At 28.7% G+C, this 11,015-nt stretch carries 12 protein-coding genes; 8 read left to right on the top strand and 4 right to left on the bottom strand.

Going from position 1 to position 11,015, the window contains the following annotated elements:
* Positions 1-29 precede the first annotated feature (29 nt).
* The 3 genes from RR561_RS08700 to dnaA form a co-directional block, all read right to left on the bottom strand.
* Positions 30-236 (bottom strand): RNA-binding S4 domain-containing protein, encoded by a 207-nt coding sequence (locus RR561_RS08700; RefSeq protein WP_334309609.1) that lies wholly within the window; start codon positions 234-236, stop codon positions 30-32.
* 477 nt (positions 237-713) lie between these two features.
* Entirely contained in the window at positions 714-1,817 is a 1,104-nt protein-coding gene (gene dnaN / locus RR561_RS08695; protein WP_332507455.1) for a DNA polymerase III subunit beta, read from the bottom strand.
* 266 nt (positions 1,818-2,083) lie between these two features.
* Positions 2,084-3,457: a chromosomal replication initiator protein DnaA gene (dnaA, locus tag RR561_RS08690; protein ID WP_442952305.1), complete on the bottom strand. Its 1,374-nt coding sequence runs from the start codon at positions 3,455-3,457 to the stop codon at positions 2,084-2,086.
* A gap of 1,015 nt (positions 3,458-4,472) precedes the next feature.
* On the opposite strand from dnaA, the gene RR561_RS08685 reads away from it, so the two are divergent.
* The 8 genes from RR561_RS08685 (at position 4,473) to RR561_RS08650 (ending at position 9,733) form a co-directional block, all read left to right on the top strand.
* Entirely contained in the window at positions 4,473-5,273 is an 801-nt protein-coding gene (locus RR561_RS08685; protein WP_332507452.1) for a hypothetical protein, read from the top strand.
* A 628-nt stretch (positions 5,274-5,901) separates the two neighbouring features.
* Positions 5,902-6,036: a 50S ribosomal protein L34 gene (rpmH, locus tag RR561_RS08680; RefSeq protein ID WP_106777082.1), complete on the top strand. Its 135-nt coding sequence runs from the start codon at positions 5,902-5,904 to the stop codon at positions 6,034-6,036.
* Positions 6,037-6,135: 99 nt separating this feature from the next.
* Complete coding sequence (gene rnpA / locus RR561_RS08675) at positions 6,136-6,501, top strand: ribonuclease P protein component (RefSeq protein ID WP_332507450.1); 366 nt, start codon at positions 6,136-6,138, stop codon at positions 6,499-6,501.
* A 5-nt stretch (positions 6,502-6,506) separates the two neighbouring features.
* Entirely contained in the window at positions 6,507-6,758 is a 252-nt protein-coding gene (yidD, locus tag RR561_RS08670) for a membrane protein insertion efficiency factor YidD (RefSeq protein ID WP_332507448.1), read from the top strand.
* 45 nt (positions 6,759-6,803) lie between these two features.
* Complete coding sequence (locus RR561_RS08665; protein WP_332507446.1) at positions 6,804-7,565, top strand: YidC/Oxa1 family membrane protein insertase; 762 nt, start codon at positions 6,804-6,806, stop codon at positions 7,563-7,565.
* An 11-nt stretch (positions 7,566-7,576) separates the two neighbouring features.
* Complete coding sequence (jag, locus tag RR561_RS08660) at positions 7,577-8,326, top strand: RNA-binding cell elongation regulator Jag/EloR (protein WP_332507444.1); 750 nt, start codon at positions 7,577-7,579, stop codon at positions 8,324-8,326.
* Positions 8,327-8,447: 121 nt separating this feature from the next.
* On the top strand, positions 8,448-9,365 hold the full coding sequence (locus RR561_RS08655; RefSeq protein WP_332507442.1) for an AraC family transcriptional regulator: 918 nt from the start codon (positions 8,448-8,450) through the stop codon (positions 9,363-9,365).
* A gap of 128 nt (positions 9,366-9,493) precedes the next feature.
* Complete coding sequence (locus tag RR561_RS08650) at positions 9,494-9,733, top strand: hypothetical protein (protein ID WP_332507440.1); 240 nt, start codon at positions 9,494-9,496, stop codon at positions 9,731-9,733.
* 237 nt (positions 9,734-9,970) lie between these two features.
* On the opposite strand, the gene RR561_RS08645 is transcribed toward RR561_RS08650, so the two are convergent.
* A complete protein-coding gene (locus RR561_RS08645; RefSeq protein WP_332507438.1) occupies positions 9,971-10,591 on the bottom strand; it encodes a flavodoxin family protein in 621 nt (206 codons plus the stop codon).
* Positions 10,592-11,015: the final 424 nt, after the last annotated feature.

The raw sequence follows: 11,015 nt of genomic DNA, 5'->3' as shown, positions 1-11,015 counted from the left end.
ACAACTTTATTATCTGCCTTAAAATTAATTTACTTAACGGATACCTTGTGATTTTCGTATTCTACAATATCACCTGATCTCAGCTTTTTACCTCTCTGAGTACATACTTCTCCGTTTACTTTTACTTCTTCACTCATAACCATAAGCTTGGCTTCTCCACCTGACATGGCTATGTCTGCTAATTTTAAAAATTGGTCTAGCTTAATAAAATCAGAATCGATTCTTATACTTTCCATTATCCTACCTCTTTTTTAGTCAAATACTTGCCTTTAATACACTTTTATTAGTTAAAATACCTTCTATGCGTATTGCATCTATTATATTATACCATAACTGGCGATCTTTGAGAAATATCTTTAAATAGCAATATAATGAAACTAACGTCTGTGAGAGCCTCTCACAGACGTTAGTTCTATTTGGGCTCATAATAATCTTATAAAATCTTCAAGTTTTCACTCTTTATTAGGATTTTTAAGATCTAAGCTTTGTCATATATTATTAAACTTTACCATTTTAAAACTCATTTTCAACTCTACAGTATACTGATTTAAATAAATCTCAAGCAATATTTTGTTAATCAAAGCATCACTGTCATTATTTTCGTTAATTATATTAAATAAAGTTGATAGTTTTTGAGTGTTCTCGTTATTTTATTAGTTATTTTTTTATCATATATATTTTCTTATATTTTGAAAAAAATAAAGGTCAAAAAATTAGTTACTTAATCTAACTGGCAATAATAAATAAATATATTCTACGCCAGAAACAGGTTTTATAACGCAAGGATTTACAGATCCTCCAAATTCAATTAATATACGATCACTGTCTATATTTTTAATACCCTCTAAAAAATATCTTGAATTAAATGCTATTTCAAGGCTTTCACCTTCAAAGTCGATTTCTAATTCTTCATAGGCATTTCCATTTTCATTGTTTGATGTTATAGCCATCAATTTATCATTTATTGCTATTTTTATCATATTATTCTTGCCGCTAGTGAAGAGTAGAGCAGCTCTTTCTATTGCATTTTGAAGTTTTCTTGTTTCAACTTCAATTTTTGTAATATATTCTTTTGGTAAAAGATTTTCGTACTTAGTAAAATTACCTTCTATCAATCTTGCCACTATTCTTGTATTATCTAGCTTAAATATAATGTTTTTTTCATCTAATCCTATGAAGAAATCACCTTCTTCTACAAGCAAGCTGTTCAAATGATTTAGTGTAACCCCTGGAATAATTGCATTTATAGGTGTTTCAACAGTATTATCTACTTTAGATTTTCTTACTGCCAGTCTATATCCATCCACGGCTACCATATTTACATATTCAGAGTTAATTTCAAACAATTCTCCTGCTAGAGTAGGGTTGATTGGCTCTGTAGCTGTTGCAAATACTGTTTGCTTGATCATATTTTTCATTTCACTCTGGCTAAACTTAACCATGTTATCCATTGAAAACTCATCTTGTCTAGGAAATTCATCTGCAGCAATACCTTTAATTTTAAATCTAGAGTTAATACAATTAATAAATACATTGTATTCATCATCTGTTTCTATTGCAATGAATGTATCTGGTAGTTTTCTTACTATATCTCCTATAAGTCTTGAATTTACAACGATGCTTCCTTCAGTATTTACCTGTGCTTCTATTGTAGTTTCAATGCTTATTTCATTATCGTATCCAGTAACGATAAGAGAATTATCTTTAGCTGTTAGAAGGATTCCTCTTAAAAGTTCTATATTTGTTTTATTATTAATGGCCTTCTGAGCATTTGTAATAGCCTGTGCTAGTTTCTTTTGATTACATAGTATATTCATTGTGTATAAACCTCCTTTATTTTAATTTATGTGTATAATTAAAAAATTACTATAAATATATATAATATAATACTTGTAGTAGTAACAGTAGTAGTGTGTGTGGATAATGTTAAAAACTATCTCAATCAATTTATCTACAGAGCTTTGCCTTGTGCAGAAAATTGTTATTAAGCATATGTATAATTTCTTTATGAATTGTGTATAACTTGAGGTATTTTTTTATCCACATTTTATCTACAGGTTTTCAACTATTTTTATGTGGATAACTATCCATTTAGATCTGAAATGATTTTTTCAATCTTTACTTTAGTTATTTCACTTTTATTCATCTCATCTTCAACCTTTTTAATAGCATGCATTACAGTAGTATGATCACGTCCACCAAATTCATCACCAATATTAGGCAGAGAAATATCAAGCAGTTTTCTTGATATATACATGGCTATCTGTCTTGGAAATGCTATATTTTTCGTTCTTTTCTTAGAATTTAAATCATCAACTGTTACATTGTAAGCATCAGCAACCATTTCTTTTATTCTCAAAACATTAATTGCTTTTGTTTTGTATGATACCAATATATCCTTTAGAGCTTCTTTAGCAGTATCGAGATTTAGCTCTTTTGAAGATAAATCCGCATAAAGAATAACTTTATTTAGGGCACCTTCAAGTTCCCTGATATTTGATTTTACATTATCAGCTATATATTCTATTACATCTTTTGGTATATATAAGTTGTCATTTTCAGCTTTTGATTGAAGTATCGCCATTCTTGTACTGTAGTCAGGAGCTTGAATATCTACCATTATTCCGCATATAAATCTAGATTTCAATCTATCCTTTAAGTGAGGTATATCTCTAGGAGGTCTATCACTAGATAGAATAATTTTCTTTCCAGCCGCATAGACATCATTAAATGTATGGAAAAGTTCTTCCTCTACAGATGTTTTTCCCGCTATAAACTGGACGTCATCTATCATAAATAGATCAACGCTTCTATACTTATGTCTAAATTCGTCATTTTTCTTCTCCCTAATAGCCATTATTAGCTCATTAGTAAAAGTTTCTGAAGAAACATAAAGCACTTTTTTTGAAGGATCTCTTTCTAAAACATCGTGTCCTATGGCGTGCATAAGATGTGTTTTACCAAGACCTACACCACCATATAGAAAAAGTGGGTTATCATTTAAAATATCATCCGAACCAGCAACCCTTTGGCATGCAGCTACTGCGATATTATTACTAGGTCCAACAACAAATGTGTCAAATGTATATTTAGGATTAAGATTAGCATTTGATATATTGCTAGCCTTACTAATTAATTTAGCTCTTTCATCTTTTTTATTATCTTTTCTTGCGTTTTCTTTGTCTATTGTATCAAAAAAAGCTAATTCTTCCTCTATATCAGTCATTACCACCACATCATTTATATTAGCCGCGAGTTCACTAAAAGCATTTAGTAAAATGTCTTTTTTTTGATTCTCAAAGAACTCCTTAGTTCTAATATTTCCTTTCAAGTAAAAGACATGATCTTTTATTGCGATGGGAATTGATTCTTCATTGAAATAAATTTCAAAAAATGACTTAGGGAATGAACCCTTAAGTTTTTGCTTTGCTGATATCCAAAGCTTGTTTGCATCCATCATATTCTAAACCTCCATTCTTTGTATTATTATGCATTGTTGATTATGTTGTGTATAAATTCTGTTGATAACTAATTATTTAGGTCACAAAAAACAGAGTTATTAACACCCTGTGTATAAATAATGCGAAAAATGTATATAAGTTATCAACAGTACAAATCTATCTATAATTAAGTCTAAATATATTATATATCTATAATCAACTTTTTTGTCCACAAAGTTATCCACAGTTTGTGAATAACTTTGTGTTTTTTGAGTAAGTTTTCCACATATTGTACTTCCTGTGGAAAAATAGCCAATTTCTTTCTGTATATCGATTTGAATTTTTATAAAAAAAAATTTAAAAAACCCTTATTTTATCCACATATTTAAGAGCTTGTGGATTCATTTTTCTGGTGTTTTACCAACTTATCTACTTTTGCTAAGGAAAAACATGTAAAAAACTTCTTAAATTTAGGAATTTTGTAAATGATTTTTTTGCCATATAGAGTTTTATCTACAAATAAATAATATCATTTATAATATATAAAAAATAACCGTAAAATGTGGAAAAGTCCATTTTTTCCACAAAATTTTCTGTAATATTATATAATCTTACAGAAAATAGAAATAATACTGTATGTGGATAATAATTTGAGCAAAAAATGCCTAAAATTTTTGAAAGTTATTTTAAAATAGAAATTTCTAAAACTGAATCGATAAATTTTTAAATAGAATTTTTCATTATTATTGATAGACTAAGAAAAACTAATTACAAGGTATATAAATTTAAAAAAAAGTATAAGTTCAATTAAAAGGGTATTAAAAAAATAAGATGAATTAGAGTTAAAATTCGGATTAAAAGTGTATATGGTAAAAAATTATAAATTAAAAATAAATATCTAATTTAATTTTAAAATTAAGTTAGGTAGAGTTATTGAAATTGCTATTTAAGCTTGTATTTTAAAGTATCAAAATTAGTTTGTAAAAAATGCAATCAAGAAAGAAGTTTTATTTTTAGAATGGAGGAAATTCTATGAAATCAAAAAAGAAACGTTCAGTTTATGTGATAGTAACTTTAATAGTGATTTTACTTTTATTAGCCTTATTTTATGCATTTTCCAGTAATAAATTTGGTAAGGTCAGCCAGTTTTCAGAAACAGGTGGAACAAGTCAAAGTCAAGAATTATCAAAGGAAGATATTGCTAGGGGAATAACCTTTGATACGAGTGAGATGAAGTCAAAAAAGACAAGTGAACTTATTAAAACTAGGGAAGAAGCTTTGATGAAAAATATAGAAAAAGAAGCTTATCCTGAAGATAAAAAAGAGTTATTTTTGAATGATTTACTAAAGGCAGATCCTTGGACATTAGAAGGATACGTTAAATCAGCCTATCCAGAACTAAATGAAAAGGAAAGATTAATGAAACAGATAAATCTTATAAATTTTGCTAATTATTCAAAAGAAATTCTAAATCCAGCAGGTGAATATTTTATGCAGTTGGATATAAATAGCCAGTTTGATGATTATTTAAAATATAAGGGTAGAGAAGATCTAAGAAATCCTTCATCAAAAGATAACATATCTAATAAATGGGTATTTTTGATTGAGAACCTAGATGATCTTTCTAATTTTGTAAGTATGCCAAATAAGCTTACAGCTGATTCTTTACTTAAAAATGCAAGTAAAAAAGAAACAAATATTGATGATAAAGGTATTCAAAAAATAAGAGAAGCTTTAAAATCTTCAAATTCAAAAGATAAAGAACTAGATAAATTGATAAAGGATGGTATTAAAAAAATAGAAGATTCACAAGATGAAAAACTAAATATATAAACTTGAGATATAAGTCTAATCTTTATATCATGTATTATAGAGGGTCTCTAAATTCAAAATAATGAATCTAGAGACCCTTTAAAATTTTGCTGAAGAATAGTATATTATTTGATAAATATTTAAGTAAAAATATAAAGATAATAAATTTAATATTGTATGAAAAGCTATTTTAAATATGAAATGTATTATATTGTAAACAATATGCTTATTGATGATAAAAAATTGATATGAAAGTCTCTGTATTAGATAGCTTGACTTATTTTTTTAGAGAGTGTGCTTATATATAAAATAAAATAGAAGTAAGAATTAGCGAATCTAAAAGTTATATAACTGAATTAAAGTTAAAGAAAATGAAAGTCAATTTTTAAAAATCAAAATCGCCTTCGGCGATTTTGTTAGCTTAAAGCTTTAAATTTCAATAATTTGATAGATAGAAAACTCTTTATTATCTTGAAGAGAAGAGCTATTATTGATATGATAGAGCTAGATAAATTATAATTATTATAAAAATTGAAGATAGTAGTCAAAAAAGCGTCTAAAAGTCAAAAATCAATTGACTTTTAGCTTAAAAGTAATTATAATTATAGTGTTATGTTTACAATTAGAATGATGAAAGGAGAATTCAAGGATGAAAAGAACTTATCAGCCAAAGAAAAGACAGAGAAAAAGAGAACATGGTTTCAGAAAGAGAATGAAGAATTCTAACGGAAAAAATGTTTTAAAGAGAAGAAGAGCTAAGGGAAGAAAGAGATTAACTCACTAATAGGTTAATTACCTGTGCTTAATTAATGATAATGAAAAGCCACTTGTAATGAGTGGTTTTTTTTGTAAAATCATTAAAATGAAAATTATGGAGGTTATTATGCATTTTAATAACACCGACGGAATCAAAAAAGATTCCGACTTTAGAAAGGTTTACCAAAGAGGTAAATCTATGGCGGATAGAAACTTAGTAATATACACTTATAAAAATGGGGGAGATAAATCTAGAATAGGTATATCTATTTCCAAAAAAGTAGGTAAGGCCAATGTTAGAAATAGAATTAGAAGATATATAAAGGAAGCCTACAGACTTAATATAGATGAAAATATCAAAGAAGGCTATGATATAGTATTTATTGCTAGAATAAATAGTCAAAACTCTGAATATAAAGATATAGAAAAGTCAATGAAGTATATTACAAGAAAAGCTGGAGTAACAAAGAAGGTAACAAAGCCAAAGAGGTAATAATTATGGAAAAATCAAGTGAAATTTTAAAAAAAATCAGTAAGTTACCTGCAAAAGGGTGTATTTCACTGATTAGATTTTATCAAAAATTTATATCGCCACTCAAGGGACCTACATGTAGGTTTTACCCAACCTGCTCGCAGTATTCTATTCAAGCTTTCAAGAAATACGGCTTTCTAAAGGGACTGTGGTTGACAATTAAAAGAGTAGGAAAATGTCACCCTTTTCACCCAGGAGGTTACGACCCGCTAAAATAGAAGGTCATCTCAAAAGTTGAGATACTACATTATTAGGAGGAATGAATGGGAGTTATAGCAGATTTTCTTGGAATGGTGCTAAAAGGTATTTTCGAGTTTACTCATAGCTATGGTCTATCAGTAATTATATTTACAGTAATTGTAAAGCTAATATTGACACCGCTAACAGTAAAACAAACGAAATCAACTTTTGCCATGTCCGAGATAAACCCAAAGATTAAAGAAATTCAGGAAAAGTATAAAAATAAGCCTGAAAAGCAAAACGAAGAGATATCAAAATTATACAAGGAATCGGAAATAAATCCGTTGGCAGGTTGTTTGCCACTACTTATACAGATGCCTATACTATTTGGTCTTTTCTATGTGTTTAAAGATCCAGTAGCTCATGGTGTTTTTGCTGACAAGGCAGCATTTTTGGCTGCAAATCAGAATTTCTTATGGATAAAGAGTTTAATTAAGCCAGACTATGTACTAGCAGTATTTTCTGGTGTGAGTGCATTCTTTATGCAGAAGGTAATGACTCCAAAAGACCAGCTCCAAGGTTCAATGAAAATAATGACTTGGGTAATGGCAGGTATGTCATTTTATTGGGGTTTCATTTTCCCAGCAGCGCTTACACTTTACTGGACAGTAAGTAACCTGTTCTCAATTTTACAGTTCTATATAATTACAAAACCATTGAGAACAAAACTTCAAGTTGAAAAAGACAAAAAAGCAGGTTCACAAACAGTAAAGAAAGATAAGAAGGCAAGCTCACAAAAAGAGAGCTCACAATCAACAAAGAAGGACAAAAAGAAGCAAAAGTAGGAGGCAGAATAGTGGAATCAAAAATATTTTATGCAAAGAATTCAGATGAAGCTGTTGAACAACTACTAAAATCTACTAATGCAGATAAGGAAAGTATTCAAGTAACAGTAAAGGAAAAGCCTAACAAAGGATTCTTTGGATTAGGCGCAAGAGATGGTTTATTTGAAATAAGCTATGATCTTTTAGAAAAGAAATCTGAATTGAAAGAAGAAACTACAGTTGAAGAAAACAAAGTAGAATCTTATGACAAAGAAGAAAATAAAGACGTTGAAGATAACGAATTAGAAGATACAGTAAGCATAACAACTGAAGATGAAATGAAAATAGCAAAAGAATTTGTGGAAGAACTCCTTAAAAATTCTGATGTAACTGCGGATGTTGATGTTAAATTAGAAGATAATTTAATTAAAATTCATATCCAAGGGGATGATGCAAGTTGCCTAATAGGTAGAAGAGGTGATACTCTTGATGCAATTCAGTTTTTAACTGGACTTGCTCTAAACAAGGTAAACAAGCACTCTCATACTAGAGTATTCATAGATATTGAAAACTATAGAAATAAGAGAGAAGAATCTCTAAAAAGATACTGCTATAAGGCAGCTAGAGAAGTTGCTAGAACTAAGAGAACAAAGAAACTTGATTATATGAATCCATATGAGAGAAGAATAGTACATTCAGCTCTACAAAATGATAGATATGTAATAACATATAGTGAAGGAACTGATCCTTACAGAAGAGTAGTAATTGAATACAAGAGATAATGAAATAAAAGAAAAAGGGCCTATACGTATAGGTCCTTTTTTTGATGCTTTTTAAAAAACTTCTTAATTATAAATTAAGAAGTTTAGCTTAAAATAATAGTTGAGGAAAGGAAGGTATTATATGGATACATGTAAGTCGATTGAGTTTAAAAATAACAATAAAGAACAACTTTTGACAGAAATTAAAGAAGATTTTCCATTGATGTCATCTTTGGTAGAGTTAGATAATTATAGATGTAAATCAGTTCCTTGGCACTGGCATGGTGAACTAGAGATGTTTTATGTAAAGAGTGGGGAAGTTTTGTACAGTACCCCTCAAGGTGATATATCTTTTCCTAAGGGGAGTGGAGGTCTTGTAAATTCAAATGTGTTACATGCTACTAGGGCCAATGGAAAAAATGAAGAAACTCTTCAAAAAATACATATATTTGACCCAGTGTTAATAAGTGGCAGACAGGGAAATAAGATATATAGAGATTATGTGACTCCATTATCATCATCTCAACTTAAAGTAATTGCTCTTTTTCCAGAGAATGAAAAAGAAAGAAAAATAATTGAAAAAATAAAAAGATCTTTTGATTTAGAAGATGAAGACTTTTATGAGCTCAAAATTAGAAATATATTATCAGAAATATGGTGTGATCTTTTTTTACTTACAGAAGAAGAAAGAAAAATAAATAGTGAAAAAGACAAAGTAAGCGAAAAAATTAAGGGAATGATGATCTATATACATGATCACTATGCAGAGAAGCTGACTGTCGCACAGATAGCCCAATCGGTATATACAAGTGAGAGAGATTGCTATAGAACATTTAGAGAGTATTTAAATACTAGCCCACAAGAATATCTAAAAAGTTATAGACTACAAAAGGCTTGTGAAATGCTTACATCAAGCAATATGAATGTAGGTGATGTCGGATATAGTTGTGGTCTTGGTAGTAGTAGCTACTTTGGAAAAGTATTTAGAGAATATATGGGAAATAGTCCAGTTGAATATAGAAATGGTTGGCAGAAAAATGATATTATTAGGCAGAAATAGTATATTTATAAAAAATAAGATACAGTATAATTATATATAGATGATAGATATTCATCCAGTTAACGTTTATTAAAATAGGTATGTTTTGCAAAATATGCATTGTAGTTGTTTGCTTTGGAGGTAACGCAATGTTTAAATTAAATATATATGATGTGAATAAGTTTTTTGAAACAGTCAATGAATGTAATGGAAACATTAGAATAAAGGATTCTTTTGGCGTATTTAAAAATATAAACAAAGAATATGATTTACAAAATGATATGTTAGAAGATATGGATAGGGTCTCAGACTTTCAAGAATTTACAGTCGATGTCGATAGTCCTAAGGACTATATGAAGCTGATATTTCATTCTATGTATAACTGCTAATTTGGAAACACTAAAAACTTTTATATATTAAGAAAAGTGCATTTGCGCTTTTCTTTTTTTGCTTAAATAGAGTAATTACATATTGGAAAACTCCAAGTATCAGAACAAATAAATAAGAATACTAATTGCATAAAAATATAAAACTAAATATACAATTTACTAAAAATAAGATGATAAATCTTATAGGCTTATTAAAAAACAAGATGGCTCTAGAGCCATCTTGTTTTTTAATTTAAATTATTTTATAAAGTTAGTATATATTTGTTCTTCATGTTTTGGATTCGGTATACCATTTTCTTCAGCTATTTTTTTGAGTTTAAGTAACCAAGCCATATTGCTTGCAAGAGTTCTCATCGTCTGAAGACCTTCAATGTCTTTTCGAACTTCGTCAGGAGTATTGCCATGCACACTGTTCCAGTACTGAGATGGAACAATTGGCATATTGTTGATAGTGAAGTATTTGTTAAGTCTATCAAAGCTAGAACTTGCTCCTCCACGGCGACATGAAACGATTGACGCTGCAAATTTTGATTGAAGCTTAGGAGAAGCAGCATAAAAGAGTCTATCTAAAAAAGAACATATCCTGCCAGTAGGTCCGGCATAATATACTGGTGAACCAACAATTATACCATCGAATTCATCTAATCTTTCAATAGTTTCATTTACATAATCGTCAAATATGCACTTTCCAGTTTCGCGACATTTCCCACATCCGATGCAGTCATTAAGGGGTGCCTTTCCAAGATATAAAATCTCTGAATCAATGTCATTATCTTTTAGCGTGTTCTGTATTTCTGATAGGGCTGTATAAGTACAGCCGTTTTTGTTTGGACTTCCATTTACTAGTAATACTTTCATATAGATCCCCCTTTTATTTTTATGTTAAGTATAATTTTAGTCCTTTTATATTTTTTTTGCAACTAATTGCGAGAATATTTACAAAATTTAAGAACTAAGTTACTTTAGTTTTATTGCTAGTAAATATAGAAAACATTTTTAATAAGGTATGTCAAAGGTATTTATTCATATAAAATAAAAAACAGTTAAATTTATTTATTAATGTAATTCAACTGTATATATTATGAATATAAATAGTTAAACGTTATCATTATTTTTTAGTATTGATTTTGAAAAAAATTTATGTTAAATTCTAATTATGGTGGTATTCTCGAAGAAACTGCACATTTTGAATTATTGTAAGTGAGATATTTGCGTATGTTAAAATATTTTAAAAGCAAAAGCAAAAGCAAAAGCAAAAGCAAAAGCAAAAGCAAAAGCAAAA

It is taken from the genome of Peptostreptococcus sp. (assembly GCF_036639115.1).
Lineage (GTDB): Bacteria > Bacillota > Clostridia > Peptostreptococcales > Peptostreptococcaceae > Peptostreptococcus.
This window is presented reverse-complemented; position numbering and strand designations above follow the sequence as displayed.

Coding starts and splice junctions, on each gene's coding strand:
- rnpA (WP_332507450.1), top strand. CDS start 6,136: ATGCATTTTAATAACACCGACGGAATCAAAAAAGATTCCGACTTTAGA.
- RR561_RS08655 (WP_332507442.1), top strand. CDS start 8,448: ATGGATACATGTAAGTCGATTGAGTTTAAAAATAACAATAAAGAACAA.
- RR561_RS08650 (WP_332507440.1), top strand. CDS start 9,494: ATGTTTAAATTAAATATATATGATGTGAATAAGTTTTTTGAAACAGTC.
- RR561_RS08665 (WP_332507446.1), top strand. CDS start 6,804: ATGGGAGTTATAGCAGATTTTCTTGGAATGGTGCTAAAAGGTATTTTC.
- RR561_RS08700 (WP_334309609.1), bottom strand. CDS start 236: ATGGAAAGTATAAGAATCGATTCTGATTTTATTAAGCTAGACCAATTT.
- dnaA (WP_442952305.1), bottom strand. CDS start 3,457: ATGGATGCAAACAAGCTTTGGATATCAGCAAAGCAAAAACTTAAGGGT.
- rpmH (WP_106777082.1), top strand. CDS start 5,902: ATGAAAAGAACTTATCAGCCAAAGAAAAGACAGAGAAAAAGAGAACAT.
- RR561_RS08685 (WP_332507452.1), top strand. CDS start 4,473: ATGAAATCAAAAAAGAAACGTTCAGTTTATGTGATAGTAACTTTAATA.
- RR561_RS08645 (WP_332507438.1), bottom strand. CDS start 10,591: ATGAAAGTATTACTAGTAAATGGAAGTCCAAACAAAAACGGCTGTACT.
- yidD (WP_332507448.1), top strand. CDS start 6,507: ATGGAAAAATCAAGTGAAATTTTAAAAAAAATCAGTAAGTTACCTGCA.
- dnaN (WP_332507455.1), bottom strand. CDS start 1,817: ATGAATATACTATGTAATCAAAAGAAACTAGCACAGGCTATTACAAAT.